A 17,320-nucleotide genomic window follows, 5' to 3' on the forward strand; every position below is an offset into this window, starting at 1 on the left:
CTGAGCTCCTGAGCTCCTGGCAGGGGACCCTAGTTGTGGCTGTGCAGGACCTCGTTGAGGCCGCCCCAGACCGCGTTGTTCGGCCGGGCCTCGACGGCGCCGGTGACCGAGTTGCGGCGGAAGAGGATGTTGGAGGCGCCGGAGAGTTCACGGGCCTTGACGATCTGACCGTCGGGCATGGTGATCCGGGTACCCGCCGTGACGTACAGACCGGCCTCGACGACGCACTCGTCGCCGAGCGCGATGCCCACACCGGCCTCGGCGCCGACGAGGCAGCGCTCACCGACGGAGATGATGACATTGCCGCCGCCCGAGAGCGTGCCCATCGTGGAGGCGCCGCCGCCGATGTCGGAGCCGTTGCCCACGACGACACCCGCGGAGATCCGGCCCTCGACCATGGAGGTACCCAGCGTGCCGGCGTTGAAGTTGACGAAGCCCTCGTGCATCACGGTGGTGCCCTCGGCGAGGTGCGCACCGAGGCGCACCCGGTCGGCGTCGGCGATACGGACGCCCTTCGGGGCGACGTAGTCCGTCATCCGCGGGAACTTGTCGACGCTGGTCACCTGAAGGTGCAGTCCTTCGGCACGGGCGTTGAGCCGTACCGTCTCCAGCGCGTCGACGGCGACCGGACCGAGCGAGGTCCAGGCGACGTTGGCGAGCAGGCCGAAGAGTCCGTCCAGGCTCTGGCCGTGCGGCTTGACCAGCCGGTGGCTCAGCAGGTGGAGGCGGAGGTAGGCGTCGTGCGCGTCGAGCGGCTTCTCGTCGAGCGAGGAGATGACCGTGCGGACGGCGACGACCTCGACACCGCGGCGGGCGTCGGGTCCGACGGCCTTCGCGGCTCCTTCGCCGAGCAGTTCGACGGCCCGCTCGGCGGTGAGCCGCTCGGTGCCGGCGGGACCCGGCTCGGCGGTGAGCGCGGGGGCGGGGAACCAGGTGTCGAGGACGGTGCCGTCGGCCGCGATGGTGGCGAGCCCGGCGGCGACGGCGCCGGTGGTGCGAGGAGCAGTGGTGTCGGTCATGGGGAAAACCTAACCGGCGCGGCGCCCGCCGGGCGAACCGGTCTCACGTCCCGGTCGCGAGCACCGCGAGCCCCGCGGCTCCGGCGAGCACCGCGCACGCCGGCCACAGCAGACCGGGTGCGGCGGAGTAGAGCAGACCGCCGATCGGCGGGGCCAGCACCTGCCCGCTGATGGAGGCGCCGGCGTACAGACTCTGGAACCTGCCCTGCGCGTGGGCGGGGGCCTCGTCGGCCACATAGGCGGTGGCGGTGGTCTTGTAGAGGATCTCCCCGGCGGTCAGCGACAGCATCATGGTGATCGCGAAGAGGAGTCCCGCGCCGGGTATCAGGAAGGCGTAGCCGAGCCCGACGAGCAGCAGTCCGGTGCCGATGACGGGGAGCGGGGCACGTCTGCGCAGGGCGTGGGCGACGGGGAGTTCGAGGCACAGGATGACGCCGCCGTTGACGGCGAGGAGCCAGCCGTAGACCTGGGTGTCCAGTCCGTGATCGGCGAGTGAGAGCGGCAGCGTCGAGTACTGCTGCCGGTAGACGAGATCGACGCAGCCGATCGCGAGGAGCAGCACCAGCACGGCGGGCCGCGCGCGCAGTTCGTGCAGGACGCCGGGGGCGTCGGGGTCGCGTACGGGCTTGGCGTGCACGGCCGCCCGGGCCGGGAGTACGCGCGAGGCGTAGCCGGCGAAGGCGAGCGTCCCGAGGCCGTCGGCGACGAAGAGCCAGTCGTAGGAGACGGTGGTGGCGAGCAGCGCGCCGAGCGGCGGCCCGAGGGTGAAGCCGGCGTTGCCCGCGAAGCGCATCACGGCGAAGCCCTGGCGGCGCGAGCCCTCGGGGACGGAGACGGCGACGAGTGCGGCGCTCGCGGCCCGGACGACGCCGGTGGCGTACTCGGCGAGCGGCAGGGCGGCACAGAGCACGGGGATCGGGAGCACCGGCAGGGCGACGAGCACCACGCCGGCGACCGTCGCGCCGGCGAGGAGGGCCCGGCGATGACCGTGCCGGTCACCGAACCATCCACCGGTGAAGTTGCCGGCGACGAGCCCGGCGCCCCCGATACCGCTGACGAGGCCCGCCTCGGCGACGGTGAGACCGCGAGGGCCGGTCAGATAGAGGAAGAGATAGACGAAGGTGAAGCTGACGGCGGAGTTGAAGAACGCCCCGAAGGCGAGCATCCGCACGGTCCGTGGCACGTTCCGCAGCATGGTCACATCGCCCCCCGAGTGAGTCTCTATCGGGAACTGACTATCTCAACGGGCGGGAGCAAGGTCAACGGGCTTTGTCCGTGGCGGTGTTCGGAGGTGGTTCGGACGGCGTTCGGACGACGGCTGTTCAGCCGATGTTCAGCCGATGACGCGGGCCAGCACGTCCCGCGCGTAGTCCGCGTCGTACGGCGCGTCGGTGAGGAGCACCTGGAGACAGACACCGTCCATCAGCGCCATCAGAGCGCGGGCCGTGACGGGATCGGTCCTGCGGGCCAGGATCCCGGCGACCGAGTCGGTCCACTCCGCGGCCACCGGCCGAAGCGCGGGCCTGCGCAGGGCTGCCAGATAGAGCTCGTACTCCAGCTCCACCCCGGTGCGCTCCCCCGAGAGCCACTCCCCCATCAGCCGGGCGAGTTCGGTGGCGAGATCGGCGTCCGGGTCGGCGAGTGCGCGGCTGTCGCGCACCGCCGCTCCGAAGCCCTCGTTGGCCTGCCGCAGCGCGGCGACCAGCAGCTCGTCCAGCGAGGCGAAGTGGTACGTCGTCGAGCCGAGCGGCACATCGGCCTCGGCCGCCACCGTGCGATGGCTGAGCCCGGCGATCCCGCGGCGCCCGACCACCCGGATCGCGGCGTCGATGATGCGCTGGCGGCGCTCGGGGTCGTAACGGCGAGGCATCAGTGCGCCCCGCCCAGATTCAGCACCACCACTCCGGCGATCACCAGCAGGATGCCGCCGATCTTCACCAGGCTGGTCGACTCCCCCAGGAAGATCATGCCGATGGCGGCCACCGCCGCGGTGCCGATGCCCGCCCAGATCGCGTAGGCGGTGCCCACGGACATGGTCTTGAGGGTCTGGGCGAGCAGAGAGAAGGCGATCACATAGCCGAGGACGGTCAGCACCGAGGGCCACAGCTTGGTGAAGCCGTCGCTGTACTTCATGGCCGTGGTGCCGGCCACCTCCGCGACGATGGCCGCGGCGAGCAGTCCGTATCCCATGCGTACAAGCGTACACAACGTTGCGTACGACCGTACACAACGCGCGCTGCACACACGACGAAGCGGCCGTGCCCACCGGATGGCCCGGCGGTCACGGCCGCTTGTGTCGTACGGGAAGACGGATCAGACGTTGAACCCCAGCGCGCGCAGCTGCTCGCGCCCGTCGTCCGTGATCTTGTCCGGGCCCCACGGCGGCATCCAGACCCAGTTGATCTTCAGCTCGTTGACGAGACCGTCCGTCGCCGACTTCGCCTGGTCCTCGATCACATCGGTCAGCGGGCAGGCCGCCGACGTCAGCGTCATGTCCAGCGTCGCGATGTTGGAGTCGTCGATGTGGATGCCGTAGATCAGACCGAGGTTGACCACGTCGATGCCCAGCTCGGGGTCGACGACGTCGTACAGCGCCTCGCGGACTTCTTCCTCGGAGGCCGGCTTCAGCGCCGCCCCTGCGTTCTCCGTCATGCCGTCTTCCTCTCGGGGCTCTCACCCAGCGCCTGTGCGGTCGCGTCCTTCCAAGCCATCCAGCTCAGCAGTGCGCACTTCACCCGGGCCGGGTACTTGGAGACACCGGCGAACGCGACCGCGTCCTCCAGCACCTCCTCCATCGCGTCGTCGGGCTCGATCTGGCCCTTGGACTGCATCAGCTCCAGGAAGGTCGCCTGGATCTTCTGCGCGTCCGCGAGGTCCTTGCCGACCAGCAGGTCGTTGAGCACGGAGGCACTGGCCTGGCTGATGGAACAGCCCTGGCCCTCGTAGCTCACGTCCTCGATGCGGTCGCCGTCGTACTTCACGCGCAGCGTGATCTCGTCACCGCACGTCGGGTTGACGTGGTGCACCTCGGCGTCGCCGTCCCGCAGACCACGCCCGTGCGGGTGCTTGTAGTGGTCCAGGATGACTTCCTGGTACATCGAATCCAGCTTCACGCGTCAATCCCTCATCCGAAGAAGTTACGGACGTGCTCCAGCCCGTCGACGAGTGCGTCGACCTCGGCGGGCGTGGAGTACAGATAGAACGACGCTCGCGTGGTCGCAGGAATTCCGTACCGCAGGCAGACCGGGCGGGCGCAGTGGTGGCCGACACGGACGGCGATGCCCAGCTCGTCCAGGACCTGGCCGACGTCGTGCGGGTGGATGTCACCGAGCGTGAAGGAGATCGCGGCACCGCGGTCCTCGGCCGTCACCGGGCCGATGATCCGCAGACCGGGGACCTCCTGGAGCCGCTTCACCGCGTACTCGGTGATCGCGTGCTCGTGGGCGGCGACGTTCTCCATGCCGATGGCGTTCAGGTAGTCCACCGCCGCGCCGAGGCCGACGGCCTGGGCGATCGGAGGCGTACCGGCCTCGAACTTGTGCGGCGCGGGAGCGTACGTCGACGAGTGCATCGACACCGTCTCGATCATCTCGCCGCCGCCGAGGAACGGCGGCAGGTCCTCGAGCAGCTCCTGCCGGCCCCACAGCACGCCGATACCGGTCGGGCCGCACATCTTGTGGCCGGTGAAGGCCACGAAGTCCGCGCCCAGCGCCTGGACGTCGACCGGCATGTGCGGCACGGCCTGCGAGGCGTCGATCAGCACCAGCGCGCCGACCTCCTGCGCACGGCGGACGATCGCGTCGACCGGGTTGACCGTGCCCATGATGTTGGAGACCAGCACGAAGGAGACGATCTTCGTCTTCTCGTTGATGAGCTCGTCGATGTTGGACAGGTCGAGACGGCCGTCGTCGGTGAGGCCGAACCACTTCAGCTTCGCGCCGGTGCGCTGCGAGAGCAGCTGCCACGGAACGATGTTGGAGTGGTGCTCCATCTCCGTGATGACGATCTCGGTCTCGTGGTCCACGCGGTAGGGCTCGTCGGCCCAGCCGAGCATGTTGGCCACGAGGTTGAGCGACTCCGAGGCGTTCTTGGTGAAGATCACCTCGTCGCGGCTCGGAGCGTTGATGAAGGACGCGACCTTGTCACGCGCGCCCTCGTACAGCGCCGTGGCCTCCTCGGCGAGGACGTGCACACCGCGGTGGACGTTGGCGTTGTGACGCTCGTAGTACTCGGTGACGGCGTCCAGCACCTGGCGCGGCGTCTGCGAGGTCGCCGCGTTGTCCAGGTACACGAGCTTCTTGTCGTCGTGGAGCACCCGGTCGAGGATCGCGAAGTCCTTGCGGATCGCCTCGGTGTCGAGGAGGCCCGGCAGCTGTGTCACGCGGATACGCCACCCTTCGTGTACGCCTCGTAGCCCTCGGACTCGAGCTTGTCGGCGAGCTCGGCGCCGCCGGACTCGGCGATGCGCCCGTTCGCGAAGACGTGGACGAAGTCGGGCTTGATGTAGCGCAGGATGCGCGTGTAGTGCGTGATCAGCAGGGTGCCGACCTCACCGGTCTCGCGGACGCGGTTGACGCCCTCGGAGACGGTGCGCAGCGCGTCGACGTCCAGACCGGAGTCCGTCTCGTCGAGGATCGCGATCTTCGGCTTGAGGAGCTCCAGCTGAAGGATCTCGTGGCGCTTCTTCTCACCGCCGGAGAAGCCCTCGTTGACGTTGCGCTCGGCGAACGCCGGGTCCATGTGCAGCTGCTCCATGGCGGTCTTGACCTCCTTCACCCAGGTACGAAGCTTGGGAGCCTCGCCGCGGATCGCGGTGGCGGAGGTGCGCAGGAAGTTGGAGACCGAGACGCCGGGGACCTCGACCGGGTACTGCATGGCGAGGAACATGCCGGCGCGGGCGCGCTCGTCGACGGACATCTCCAGGACGTCTTCGCCGTCCAGGGTCACGGTGCCACCGGTGATCGTGTACTTGGGGTGGCCCGCGATGGAGTAGGCGAGGGTCGACTTGCCGGAGCCGTTGGGGCCCATGATGGCGTGCGTCTCGCCCTGCTTCACGGTCAGGTCGACGCCCTTGAGGATCTCCCGGGGGCCGTTCTCGGCCTCGACGGAAACGTGCAGGTCGCGGATTTCAAGCGTTGCCATGGGTGACTCAGGACTCCTGGGTGACGGAGACGAGCACATCGTCCCCTTCGATCTTGACGGGGTATACGGGGACGGGGCGCGTCGCGGGCAGTCCGGACGGCTTGCCGGTGCGGAGGTCGAAGCTCGAGCCGTGCAGCCAGCACTCGATCTGACAGTCCTCCACCTCGCCCTCGGACAGGGAGACGTTCGCGTGCGAGCAGATGTCGTTGATCGCGAACACCTCGCCCTCGGTGTGGACGAGTGAGACGGGCGTGCCGTCGAGTTCCACCCTCTTGGGGGTGTCCTCCTCCAGCTCGCTCAGCGCACAGGCCTTGACGAAGGACATCAGACCGATGCCTCCAGCTCCGCGTCGATCTTGGTGAGCAGCCGCTCCTCGACGTCCGGGAGACCGATCTGCTGGACCAGCTCGGCGAAGAAGCCGCGGACCACCAGTCGGCGGGCCTCCTCGGCGGGGATGCCGCGGGCCTGGAGGTAGAAGAGCTGCTCGTCGTCGAAGCGGCCGGTGGCGGAGGCGTGGCCGGCTCCGACGATCTCGCCGGTCTCGATCTCCAGGTTCGGCACCGAGTCGACCCGCGCGCCGTCCGTGAGGACGAGGTTGCGGTTCATCTCGTAGGTGTCGGTGCCCTCGGCCGCGGCCTGGATGAGCACGTCACCGATCCACACCGCGTGTGCGTCGTCGCCCTGGAGCGCGCCCTTGTACACGGCGTTGGACTTGCAGTGCGGGGTGTTGTGGTCGACCAGGAGACGGTGCTCCTGGTGCTGGCCCTTGTCGGTGAAGTACAGGCCGAAGAGCTCGGCCTCGCCACCGGTGCCCGCGTAGGAGACCCGCGGGTGGAGCCGGACGACGTCGCCGCCGAAGGTGACCACGACGGACTTGAACGAGGCGTCGCGGCCGACCAGCGCATTGTGCTGGGCGACGTGGACGGCCTTGTCGTCCCAGTCCTGCACGGAGACGACGGTGAGCTTGGCGCCGTCGCCCACCACGAAGTCGACGTTGGCCGCGATGACCGCGTCACCGGTGTGGTCGATGACCACGACGGCCTCGGCGAACGCGCCGAGCTCGACGACCTGGTGGGCGAAGGTGGTGCCGCCCTCGCCGCGCACGGCGATCCGGACGGGCTCGGTGAGCACCGTGTCCTTGGGGACCGTGACGACCGAGGCCTTCTCGAAGGAGGAGTACGCCTGGGCGGCGACCCGGTCCACCGGGGTGCCGGCCCTGCCGAGCCGCGCGTCGTCACGGCCGACGGTCTCGACGACGACGCCGTCGGGCGCGTCGATCTCGACGGTGACGGCACCGCCCGTCGCGACGGCGGTGCCGTCGTGCAGACCGGCCAGCCGCTCCAGTGGAGTGAAGCGCCACTCCTCCTCACGACCGTGCGGGACCGGGAAGTCCGCCACGTCGAACGAGGGGGGCGCACTCATACGAGTGGCGACGGTGGACTCGGCGGCCACCGCGATCGAACCGGCGGTGGTGGATCCCACCGGAATGTTCTGAGCCTCAGCCATGGCTGTCGGGGTGCTCTCTCTCTGCCTCTGCGTAAGAAATCAGTCGCTGCGGGAAGGGCGGGCCGGGACTAACCGACCGAGCCCTCCATCTGCAGCTCGATCAGCCGGTTGAGCTCCAGGGCGTACTCCATGGGGAGCTCCTTGGCGATCGGCTCGACGAAGCCGCGCACGATCATCGCCATCGCCTCGAACTCCGTCATGCCACGGCTCATCAGGTAGAAGAGCTGGTCCTCGGAGACCTTGGAGACGGTCGCCTCGTGGCCCATGGACACGTCGTCCTCGCGGACGTCCACGTAGGGGTAGGTGTCCGAGCGGGAGATCGTGTCGACCAGCAGCGCGTCACAGAGCACGTTGGACTTCGCGCCCGGCGCGCCCTCGCCGATCTCGATCAGACCGCGGTAGGAGGTACGACCGCCGCCTCGCGCCACCGACTTGGAGACGATGTTGGAGGAGGTGTTCGGAGCCATGTGGACCATCTTGGCGCCGGCGTCCTGGTGCTGGCCCTCGCCCGCGAAGGCGATGGACAGGGTCTCGCCCTTGGCGTGCTCGCCCATCAGGTAGACCGCCGGGTACTTCATGGTCACCTTGGAGCCGATGTTGCCGTCGACCCACTCCATGGTCGCGCCCTCGTAGGCCACGGCCCGCTTGGTGACCAGGTTGTAGACGTTGTTCGACCAGTTCTGGATCGTCGTGTAGCGGCAGCGGCCGCCCTTCTTGACGATGATCTCGACCACGGCGCTGTGCAGCGAGTCCGAGGAGTAGATCGGAGCGGTGCAGCCCTCGACGTAGTGGACGTAGGCGTCCTCGTCGACGATGATCAGCGTCCGCTCGAACTGGCCCATGTTCTCCGTGTTGATACGGAAGTAGGCCTGGAGCGGGATGTCGACGTGGACACCCTTGGGCACGTAGATGAACGAGCCGCCGGACCAGACGGCGGAGTTCAGCGACGCGAACTTGTTGTCGCCGACCGGGATGACCGTGCCGAAGTACTCCTGGAAGAGCTCGGGGTGCTCCTTCAGCGCGGTGTCCGTGTCGAGGAAGATGACGCCCTGCTCCTCCAGGTCCTCACGGATCTGGTGGTAGACGACCTCGGACTCGTACTGGGCCGCGACACCGGCGACGAGGCGCTGCTTCTCCGCCTCCGGGATGCCGAGCTTGTCGTACGTGTTCTTGATGTCCTCGGGCAGCTCTTCCCAGGACGCCGCCTGCTTCTCCGTGGAGCGCACGAAGTACTTGATGTTGTCGAAGTCGATACCCGACAGGTCGGAGCCCCAGCTCGGCATCGGCTTCTTGTCGAACAGGCGCAGACCCTTGAGCCGCAGCTTCAGCATCCACTCCGGCTCGTTCTTCTTCTCCGAGATGTCGCGGACGACCGCCTCGGAGAGGCCGCGCTTGGCCGCGGCGCCTGCCGCGTCGGAGTCGGCCCAGCCGAATTCGTACGTACCCAGGCCCTCGAGTTCGGGGTGGGCAGTCTCCGTGGGGAGAGTCATGCGGGGTTCCTCCCGGCCGTGCTTGCAGATGCTGACGATGGTGTGGTCTTGGGAATGAACGTCGTGCACACTCCGTCGCCGTGGGCGATGGTGGCCAGACGCTGCACATGTGTGCCGAGCAGGCGGGAGAAGAACTCCGTTTCCGCCTCGCACAGCTGCGGGTACCGCTCGGCGGCGTGGGCGACCGGGCAGTGATGCTGGCAGAGCTGCTCCCCTGCCTGGGCATTGGGGGCGCTGCGCGCCGCAGCAGCGTACCCGTCGGCGCTCAGGGCCTTGGCCAGCGCTTCCGTGCGCCGGTCGGGCTCGACCGCCTCGATGGCCTTGCGATAGGTCTCCGCCTGGGCCTCGATACGGTCCCGGGCGAAAGCGGCGACGGCCGCCTCTCCCGCCGCTCCGCCGCCCGCGGACCGTTCGATCCAGCGGAGGGCGTCCACGGCCAGTGCGTCGTACGACTGGTCGAAGGCGTCCCGGCCGCAGTCGGTGAGGGCGAACACCTTGGCGGGCCTGCCGCGGGTGCGCGCGCCGTAGATGCGCTGTTCCCGGGGCTCGACGACATTGTCGGCGACGAGCGTGTCGAGGTGACGGCGTACGGCTGCCTGGGTGAGTCCGAGGCGTGAGGCGAGGTCGGCCACGGTGGACGGGCCGTGGTCCAGCACGGACCGCGCGACCCTGTTGCGCGTCGAGTGATCCGAGCGCACACCGGTCGCGAGTTCCTCCTGCGGAGCCTCGCCGACGTTTTTCACAACACCATTGTTGCGTAATTCCTCCGGAGGTGACAACCGCCGTCCGGCCGTCGGACCGGTGCACTGCGTCACTAAGGGTCACCTAACGAAATCACCCGACCGGGAGCGTCGAAACCCGCTCTGAGCTGCTCGTTCTCCGGGATTCGGCGCCTCGGAAAGCGATGGTCGACCGTGATCGTATTCGACGAAAGTTACGCCGGAATTGGTCAGGAAACGCAGACGCAGGGTGCCGGGCCCGGCGTTGCCGGCCTCGATCCGGTACGTCTTGTGACCCGCTCCCCGAACCACCACATGGCCCGCCTAGACTTCCCCGCATGCGAAGCGAGTCCGTCGTCCAGATCCGGGGCCTGGTCAAGCGGTACGGATCCAGGACGGCCGTGGACGGCCTCGATCTCGAGGTCCCCCAGGGCTTGGTGACCGCTGTCCTCGGCCCCAACGGTGCCGGCAAGACCACCACCATCGAGACGTGCGAGGGTTACCGCCGCCCCGACGGCGGCACGGTCCGGGTCCTCGGGCTCGACCCGGTCGCCGACGCCGCGGACCTGCGCCCCCGGATCGGCGTGATGCTCCAGTCGGGCGGGGTCTACTCCGGCGCACGCGCCGAGGAGATGCTGCGCCACATGGCGAAGCTGCACGCCCACCCGCTCGACGTGGACGCCCTGATCGAGCGGCTCGGCCTCGGCAGCTGCGGCCGTACGTCCTACCGGCGCCTCTCGGGCGGACAGCAGCAGCGTCTCGCGCTGGCGATGGCCGTCGTCGGCCGCCCCGAGCTGCTCTTCCTCGACGAGCCGACCGCGGGCCTGGACCCGCAGGCCCGGCGCTCCACCTGGGACCTGGTGCGCGAACTGCGCGCCGACGGCGTCTCCACCGTGCTGACCACCCATTTCATGGACGAGGCCGAAGCCCTCGCCGACGATGTCGCCATCGTCGACGCGGGCCGGATCATCGCCCAGGGCAGCCCCGAACAGCTGTGCCGGGGCGGGGCCGAGAACACCCTGCGCTTCACCGGCCGGCCCGGCCTCGACGTCGGCTCGCTGCTCAAGGCGCTGCCCGACGGCACCGAGGCGGTCGAGCTGACGCCCGGCGCGTACCGGATAACCGGCCAGGTCGACCCGCAGCTGCTGGCGACCGTCACGTCCTGGTGCGCCCAGCACGGGGTGATGCCGGACGGCATCTCCGTCGAGCGCCACACCCTCGAGGACGTCTTCCTGGAACTGACCGGCAAGGAGCTGCGCCGATGAGCGCCGGTACATACGCACCGCGGCCGGGTGCCGCGCCGATGGCCCGGATGATCGGGGCGCAGGCCGCGTTCGAGACGAAGATGCTGCTGCGCAACGGCGAACAGCTGCTGCTCACCGTCGTCATCCCCTCGCTCGTGCTGGTGCTGTTCTCGACCGTCGGCATCATCGACACCGGCACGGGTGAGCCCGTCGACTTCCTCGCCCCCGGTGTACTCGCCCTCGCCGTGATGTCCACCGCCTTCACCGGCCAGGCCATCGCCACCGGCTTCGAGCGGCGCTACGGAGTGCTCAAGCGGCTCGGCGCCTCGCCGCTGCCCCGCTGGGGCCTGCTGAGCGCCAAGACGCTCTCCGTCCTCGCCACCGAGGTGCTCCAGATCGCCCTGCTGACGATGATCGCCTTCGCGCTCGGCTGGTCCCCGCAGGGTGATCCCCTCTCCGTCCTGCTGCTGCTCGTCCTCGGCACCGTCGCCTTCTCCGGCCTCGGACTGCTGATGGCCGGAACCCTGCGGGCCGAGGCGACCCTCGCCGCCGCGAATCTGGTCTTCCTGCTGCTGCTGGTGGGCGGCGGGGTGATCGTGCCGCTGGACCGGTTCCCCGACGGCGTCGAGTCGGTGCTCGCGCTGCTGCCGATCTCGGCTCTCTCCGACGGGCTGCGCGATGTGCTCCAGCACGGCGCGTCGCTGCCGTGGGGCGACCTGGGCATCCTCGCCGGCTGGTCGGTGCTCGGGCTCGGCGCGGCCTCCCGCTGGTTCCAGTGGGAGTGACGCGTCGCCGGTTTCCACCGGGCCGGAAGTGACGCGCCCGCTTTCCTCTGTGCCGGGAGTGACCGGCGTCTTCCGTAGGTACTGACCCACGCGCCAGTATGGCTGCGAAGATCAGCGCGTGGGAGGCCTCGATGGAACGGACTGCCGCACTCCGACTCGACGCGGAGTGGACGAAGGTCAGATCCGGCAGAGCCGGGGTGTCGCCGGACGAACGTGAGCGGATGCTGATCGAGCTGATCGCCGCCCTCACCCCGCACGCCGCACACGATCTCCCGCTCACCGCCCGGCTGAGTCTGCGCTACGGAGATCTGGCCCGGCACCACTTCGACACCGGCCGCCGCGCGGACGCGCTGATCGCCGTGCACGAGGCCGTACGGACGTGTGCCGAGCCGGCCCTGCACGACCCGGAGCACGCCCGCTGGTACGCCAGGGCGCTGATCAGCCAGGCCGTCTATCTCGCCGAACCCCTCAGCGACGAACTGGGGCTGCCGCGCTACGCCTTCCAGCAGGTGGGCGACCGGCCTCCGGCCGAGGCCCGCGCGGACGGCATCGCCGCTCTCGCGGCCGTCCACCGCGCGATCAAGGTCTGGGAGAACCTCGATCCGTCGGACCCGCAGAACCGGGAGGGCCTGGCCCAGGCCCATGCCTTCCTCGGCGACCGGCTGGAGGAGCTCGGCGATCCGGTGGAGGCCGCGGCCTGGGCCGTGCGGGCGGAGCGGGAGTACCACGAGCTGTGGTCGGGTGCGCAGGTGCGGGAGAGTCTGCAGGCCGCGACGCTGGAGCATCTGGGGGACCAGCTGGAGCGGCGGTTGCGGCGCTGTCCGTTCAAGGGCGGCCTGACGCGGCTGCGGTCCGAGGACCTGCTGCCCGGCCGGCTGCTCCCGCTGGCGGTGGTGGCCGCCCGTATCGAGGGAGCCGAACCGGACACCATCGCCGAGGGGCTGGAGCTGGACCCCGCCGAGGTACGCCGGATGCTGCGGGCCCGTTCGTGGCGAGCGGTGTGGCGGTTCGACATCCGCGGCGCGGAGGGCGGGCCCTGGGTCCCGATGGAGTACCCGTGGCGCGGCATGGACGCGGTGACCGACCGCAGCGCGGCGGCCGTGGGCCAGGAGCTGACCGATGCGTTCCTGCACTCCCCCGCGCGTCCGGGCCCGTCGGCATCGTGGCGGCTCGCCGTGTGGTGGGAGGAGGAGGACCACCTCGACGGATCGCGCTTCCGCCGGACGTACGGCCCGGAACCGGACCGGGAGCCGGCCCCGGGGGCGGGATCACGGGGCGCCCCGGACCTGGAGGCGGCCCGGCCCGAGGCGGGCGCCGGACCTCCTGCGGACGCGCCCTGACAGCCCCGGACCCGCTGCGAGCGTCCTGACACCCGACGCGCACGCGACCCGGCGCGCCTGCCGTCCGGCGCACGCGAACCGGCAGCCCTCTCCGCACCTTTACGCCCGTATCCGGCCGTTCCGGCACGCGAAACCGACCCTCGTGAATGCATGCACAAGGCCCCGCCTACCATGGTGCCCGTGCAAACCCCCCTCGCCCTCATCGCCCGACGCTGGACGCCCACCCCCAGGACTCTCCGGCGCGCCGCGCTCTCGGCCGTCGTCATGAGCGTGGTCATCATCGTCACGGGTGGCGCGGTCCGGCTGACCGGTTCCGGTCTCGGCTGCGACACCTGGCCCAAGTGCACGGACGACAGCCTCTTCGCCACACCCGAGCAGGGCCTCCACGGCGCGATCGAGTTCGGCAACCGGATGCTGACCTACGTCCTGTCGGCCGCGGTCGGCTGGGCCATCATCGCGGCGCGCTCCACCGAGCCGCGGCGCCGCGGGCTGACCCGGCTCGCCTGGGCGCAGTTCTGGATCGTGGCGAGCAACGCGGTGCTGGGGGGCATCACGGTGTGGGCGGGCCTCAACCCGTGGACCGTGGCGGGGCATTTCCTGGCCGCCAACGCACTGCTCACCGTCGCGGTGATCACCTGGCACCGGGCCGGCGAGGGCGACACCGCACCGCGTCCGCGGGTCCCGCGCCCGGTCCGCAGGCTGTCCTGGGCCATCGTCGTCACCTCCGCGCTGCTGATCACGCTGGGCACCTCGGTGACCGGTTCCGGCAAGCACGCCGGTGACAGCAGCGACGTACCGCGCATGCCGTGGGACTGGGTGGACGCCGCACACATCCACGCGATCGCGGCCTGGGTGGTCTGCGCGCTGGCGCTCGCCATGTGGCTGGTGCTGCGGGTCGTGGACGCCCCCGACGACACCCGGGCCCGCGCCCGAGACCTGCTGCTGGTACTCCTGGCACAGGGCGTCATCGGCTATGTCCAGTACTTCACCCAGGTCCCCGAGGCCCTGGTCGCAGCCCACATGCTCGGGTCCGCACTGATGTGGATCGCGGTGCTGCGCCTCGCGCTCAGCCTGCGGGAGCGTCCGCAGCCGACGGCGGAGATCCCGGCGCAGAGCGACGTGGCACTGTCCCCCGCCTGAGCACGGACCCACCGCCTGGTGCCGCGGGCAAAGCCTGCTGATCAGACCGCGTCCCGCAGCCCGTAGACGCGGCGGGCGTTGGCCGAAGAGATCATCGTCGCCACCCGCTGGGCATCGGTCCGGGACCACGCACCGTCGCCGACCCAGTCGCCGAGCACCCGCGCCAGCGACTCCCGGAAGATCCTGGCGCCCACCACATGCAGCTCGGGCAGCCCGCGCGCGCCGCTGGAGAACAGCAGCTTGCCGAACGGCGCGAGCTCCAGGATCTCCGCCAGTACGGCGGCCGCCCGGGCGCCCGTGTGCACGAGCGCCGGCCCGAGGTCCGCGTACACATGCGGGAAGACACTCGCCAGATGGGCCGCGTGGCGGTGGTACGGATAACCGTGCAGCAGCACGAGGTCGGTTCCGAGCCCCGCGGTCGCCGCGGCGAAACTCGTCAGCAGCATCGGGTCCTCCACCCCCACATGGAGCTGGAGCGGCAGCCCGGAGGCGACGGCGACCCACAGCACGTGCCGCACGAGGACGGGGTCGGTGAGTGTGCCGCCGACCTGGCGCGCGGCCAGCCAGCGCCCGACCGCCCCGCGCACCTCGCCCGGGCCCGGGGGCTCGGGCGCGAGGGCGAGCCCGTGGCACACGGCGGCGACGGAGGTGAAGGCCACGGCGGACGCGGCGGCGCCGTGGACGGCTTCGGCGAGGTTGGCGAGGAAGCCCTCGACGGTGCCCGAGGTGTCGGCGACCTGTTCGGCGAGGAGTTCGAGCCGTACGATCTCGCGGGCCTCGGCCGCGCCGGCGGCGGCGATCTCCGGCGGTCCGGTGAGGTCCCCCGGCAGCCCGGTGTCCACCAGATAGGTGGAGATGCCGCTGCCTCTCAGCAGCCGTCTGCCCGCCTCCAGCACCCCGAGCTCACGGCGCCGGGCGAGGTAGCGGGCAGGCGGGCAGTGCGGTTCGAGACCCAGCAGGGGCGGGCACCAGCGCCGGACGGCGAACCCCGTCTGGGTGTCGAAGAAGGTCGTGCCCGGCGCGGGCGGTCCCGCGGTGCGGCCCAGATGCGCCTCGAAGGTGCCGAGACCGAGCTCGGTGCGGAGCACCCCGTGACAGTACTGGTCCACGAGGGTCGGGGTGTCGATCATCCGGGCTCCCAGTCGTGGACCGTGTTTCCACAGTCCTAACGGGTGACACCCCGGCGAGGTGTTGCTCAGCCGTTGGAAGGACCGCCGACCTGGATGCCCGCCATACGGCTCCACTCGTACGGCCCTGTGCGGACCTTGGCGGCCAGGTCGCCGTCGAAGGAGTCGTGGAGGGTGAGGCCTGCCTTCTCGGCGGCCGCGGCCGCGATCGCGTGGTTCGGCGCGACGAGGTCGCCCCACTCGCCGTCCTCGCCGATGAGCACGATCCGGGTGCCCGCCTGGCCGAGGTACTCGATGGTCCCGTCGGCGCCGCCGTGCGCCTTGGCGAAGGCGCCGATCTGCTTGGCGATCCGGGCCGCCTTGCGCTCCACCTGGCTGTCTGCCTGCTGCGTGTCTGCCATGGGGCGATGCTACTCGCGGGTAGTGGGCACCGGCCACGGCGGGTGCACGTGGCATGGGCCACGGCCGGGGGCTGAACACAGGAAGGAACGTCCTGCGCCGGAAGGCGTCCGGCGCAGGAAGGGTCTAGCGCAGGAAGGGGTCCACCGCGACCGCCACGAACAGCAGCGAGACATAGGTGATGGACCAGTGGAAGAGCCGCATCTCCTTGAGCTTGCCGCCCATCACCTCGGCCTTGGCCCGTGCCTGGAGCGCGTGCGCCTCCCACAGCCACCAGCCGCCCGCCGCCAGCGCCACCACCGTGTAGAACCAGCCGGTGTAGCCGAGCGGGGTGAGCAGCAGGGAGACCGCGACCATCACCCAGCTGTAGAGGACGATCTGGCGGGCCACCACCTTGTTGGAGGCGACGACCGGGAGCATCGGCACACCGACGCGCGCGTAGTCCTCCTTCACCTTCATCGACAGCGGCCAGTAGTGCGGCGGCGTCCAGAAGAAGATGACGAGGAAGAGGATGAGCGCGGCCCAGGACACCGAGTTGGTGACGGCGGACCAGCCGATCAGGACCGGCATACAGCCGGCGATGCCGCCCCACACGATGTTCTGCGCGGTGCGCCGCTTCAGGATCATCGTGTAGACGACGACGTAGAAGAGGAGCGCGCCGAGCGAGAGCGCCGCCGACAGCCAGTTGACGAGCAGTCCGAACCAGAGGGTGGAGACCACCGTGAGGGTGAGGCCGAAGACCAGGCCCTCCCGCGGCGACACCATGCCGGTCACCAGGGGCCGCTGCGACGTCCGGTCCATGAGGGCGTCGATGTCGCGGTCGATGTACATGTTGAGCGCGTTCGCGCCACCCGCGGAGAGATAACCGCCGACACAGGTGGTGAGCACCAGCCACAGGTCGGGCACGTCCTGAGCGGCCAGGAACATCACCGGCACCGTGGTGATCAGCAGCAGCTCGATGATCCGCGGCTTGGTCAACGCCACGAAGGCCTTGACCCGGGCCCCGAACGGTCGGTGACCGCGGTTCCTGCGGAACTCCCCCGCGGCCTCGACGGCATGGGCGGTGCCACCACCCGCTGGACGGGATTCGACGGCCGTCACGCACACCCCTGACAGAGACTCCTTGCAAGCCCGGGCAAGGAGAAAGGGCCCGGTAAAGACTTGCGCGTACCACGCCACTCTAGACGTTGCCCATACGTCGTCCCGCACGGGGGTGGCGTCGTGTTGAGCAGCGACCCCGGCCTGTGCGTATAGGTCGTCGAAGCTCCTCGAGCACGCCGCCGGGAGGCGAAGTCGTCCCCGGGACTGCACCCTGGCTGTGTCCGATATTTCGAAAGGCATGCACTCGAAAAGGTGCGCGTTGTTCCGGGGGTAGGCTCGACAACGCCCGGTGCTTCCGTCGTCACCGG

Annotated in this window: 19 protein-coding genes; 4 read left to right on the forward strand and 15 right to left on the reverse strand. The window is 70.0% G+C overall.

Translation table 11 applies throughout. The features are described 5' to 3' along the window. Nucleotides 1-29: 29 nt before the first annotated feature. The 12 genes from dapD to OHA05_RS08215 all read right to left on the reverse strand — a co-directional run bounded on the left by dapD (nucleotide 30) and on the right by OHA05_RS08215 (nucleotide 9,900). On the reverse strand, nucleotides 30-1,019 hold the full coding sequence (gene dapD, locus OHA05_RS08160) for a 2,3,4,5-tetrahydropyridine-2,6-dicarboxylate N-succinyltransferase (protein WP_328860176.1): 990 nt from the start codon (nucleotides 1,017-1,019) through the stop codon (nucleotides 30-32). 43 nt (nucleotides 1,020-1,062) lie between these two features. Next, complete coding sequence (locus tag OHA05_RS08165; RefSeq protein WP_328860177.1) at nucleotides 1,063-2,220, reverse strand: MFS transporter; 1,158 nt, start codon at nucleotides 2,218-2,220, stop codon at nucleotides 1,063-1,065. A 132-nt stretch (nucleotides 2,221-2,352) separates the two neighbouring features. Next, nucleotides 2,353-2,889: a TetR/AcrR family transcriptional regulator gene (locus OHA05_RS08170; protein ID WP_313947041.1), complete on the reverse strand. Its 537-nt coding sequence runs from the start codon at nucleotides 2,887-2,889 to the stop codon at nucleotides 2,353-2,355. Beyond that, a complete protein-coding gene (locus tag OHA05_RS08175; protein ID WP_391839506.1) occupies nucleotides 2,889-3,227 on the reverse strand; it encodes a DMT family transporter in 339 nt (112 codons plus the stop codon). Before OHA05_RS08175 ends, OHA05_RS08170 begins: the two co-directional genes overlap by 1 nt. A 105-nt stretch (nucleotides 3,228-3,332) precedes the next feature. Next, nucleotides 3,333-3,671 carry a metal-sulfur cluster assembly factor gene (locus OHA05_RS08180; RefSeq protein ID WP_313947039.1) on the reverse strand — a complete coding sequence of 113 codons (339 nt, stop codon included), beginning with the start codon at nucleotides 3,669-3,671 and terminating at the stop codon, nucleotides 3,333-3,335. Further along, nucleotides 3,668-4,132, reverse strand: a complete 465-nt coding sequence (gene sufU / locus OHA05_RS08185) for a Fe-S cluster assembly sulfur transfer protein SufU (RefSeq protein WP_313947038.1) — start codon at nucleotides 4,130-4,132, stop codon at nucleotides 3,668-3,670. The genes OHA05_RS08180 and sufU overlap by 4 nt, the downstream gene beginning before the upstream one ends. 11 nt (nucleotides 4,133-4,143) lie before the next feature. Then, entirely contained in the window at nucleotides 4,144-5,400 is a 1,257-nt protein-coding gene (locus OHA05_RS08190) for a cysteine desulfurase (RefSeq protein ID WP_313947037.1), read from the reverse strand. Continuing rightward, nucleotides 5,397-6,161, reverse strand: coding sequence for a Fe-S cluster assembly ATPase SufC (gene sufC / locus OHA05_RS08195; protein WP_313947036.1), 765 nt, complete (start codon nucleotides 6,159-6,161; stop codon nucleotides 5,397-5,399). Before sufC ends, OHA05_RS08190 begins: the two co-directional genes overlap by 4 nt. A 7-nt stretch (nucleotides 6,162-6,168) precedes the next feature. Next, the gene (locus OHA05_RS08200; RefSeq protein ID WP_313947035.1) at nucleotides 6,169-6,486 is read right to left on the reverse strand and encodes a bifunctional 3-phenylpropionate/cinnamic acid dioxygenase ferredoxin subunit; all 318 of its coding nucleotides are present in this window, start codon (nucleotides 6,484-6,486) and stop codon (nucleotides 6,169-6,171) included. Further along, the gene (sufD, locus tag OHA05_RS08205) at nucleotides 6,486-7,667 is read right to left on the reverse strand and encodes a Fe-S cluster assembly protein SufD (protein WP_328860178.1); all 1,182 of its coding nucleotides are present in this window, start codon (nucleotides 7,665-7,667) and stop codon (nucleotides 6,486-6,488) included. Before sufD ends, OHA05_RS08200 begins: the two co-directional genes overlap by 1 nt. Nucleotides 7,668-7,735: 68 nt before the next feature. Then, nucleotides 7,736-9,157, reverse strand: a complete 1,422-nt coding sequence (gene sufB / locus OHA05_RS08210) for a Fe-S cluster assembly protein SufB (RefSeq protein WP_313947033.1) — start codon at nucleotides 9,155-9,157, stop codon at nucleotides 7,736-7,738. Further along, the gene (locus OHA05_RS08215; protein WP_313947032.1) at nucleotides 9,154-9,900 is read right to left on the reverse strand and encodes a helix-turn-helix transcriptional regulator; all 747 of its coding nucleotides are present in this window, start codon (nucleotides 9,898-9,900) and stop codon (nucleotides 9,154-9,156) included. Before OHA05_RS08215 ends, sufB begins: the two co-directional genes overlap by 4 nt. Nucleotides 9,901-10,214: 314 nt before the next feature. On the opposite strand from OHA05_RS08215, the gene OHA05_RS08220 reads away from it, so the two are divergent. The 4 genes from OHA05_RS08220 to OHA05_RS08235 all read left to right on the forward strand — a co-directional run bounded on the left by OHA05_RS08220 (nucleotide 10,215) and on the right by OHA05_RS08235 (nucleotide 14,385). Continuing rightward, complete coding sequence (locus tag OHA05_RS08220) at nucleotides 10,215-11,141, forward strand: ABC transporter ATP-binding protein (RefSeq protein WP_313947031.1); 927 nt, start codon at nucleotides 10,215-10,217, stop codon at nucleotides 11,139-11,141. Continuing rightward, nucleotides 11,138-11,905 (forward strand): ABC transporter permease, encoded by a 768-nt coding sequence (locus tag OHA05_RS08225; RefSeq protein ID WP_328860179.1) that lies wholly within the window; start codon nucleotides 11,138-11,140, stop codon nucleotides 11,903-11,905. Before OHA05_RS08220 ends, OHA05_RS08225 begins: the two co-directional genes overlap by 4 nt. 131 nt (nucleotides 11,906-12,036) lie before the next feature. Next, entirely contained in the window at nucleotides 12,037-13,245 is a 1,209-nt protein-coding gene (locus OHA05_RS08230) for a hypothetical protein (RefSeq protein WP_328860180.1), read from the forward strand. A 171-nt stretch (nucleotides 13,246-13,416) separates the two neighbouring features. Next, entirely contained in the window at nucleotides 13,417-14,385 is a 969-nt protein-coding gene (locus tag OHA05_RS08235) for a COX15/CtaA family protein (RefSeq protein ID WP_313947028.1), read from the forward strand. Between the two features lie 41 nt (nucleotides 14,386-14,426). Here the strand turns inward: OHA05_RS08235 and OHA05_RS08240 are convergent, their stop codons facing one another. The 3 genes from OHA05_RS08240 to OHA05_RS08250 all read right to left on the reverse strand — a co-directional run bounded on the left by OHA05_RS08240 (nucleotide 14,427) and on the right by OHA05_RS08250 (nucleotide 17,012). Beyond that, nucleotides 14,427-15,515 carry an amidohydrolase family protein gene (locus OHA05_RS08240; protein ID WP_313947027.1) on the reverse strand — a complete coding sequence of 363 codons (1,089 nt, stop codon included), beginning with the start codon at nucleotides 15,513-15,515 and terminating at the stop codon, nucleotides 14,427-14,429. 65 nt (nucleotides 15,516-15,580) lie between these two features. Then, nucleotides 15,581-15,913 (reverse strand): hypothetical protein, encoded by a 333-nt coding sequence (locus OHA05_RS08245; protein WP_313947026.1) that lies wholly within the window; start codon nucleotides 15,911-15,913, stop codon nucleotides 15,581-15,583. Nucleotides 15,914-16,037: 124 nt separating this feature from the next. Then, the gene (locus OHA05_RS08250; RefSeq protein WP_391839490.1) at nucleotides 16,038-17,012 is read right to left on the reverse strand and encodes a heme o synthase; all 975 of its coding nucleotides are present in this window, start codon (nucleotides 17,010-17,012) and stop codon (nucleotides 16,038-16,040) included. Nucleotides 17,013-17,320 lie beyond the last annotated feature (308 nt).

Source organism: Streptomyces sp. NBC_00306 (assembly GCF_036169555.1).
Lineage (GTDB): Bacteria > Actinomycetota > Actinomycetes > Streptomycetales > Streptomycetaceae > Streptomyces > Streptomyces achmelvichensis.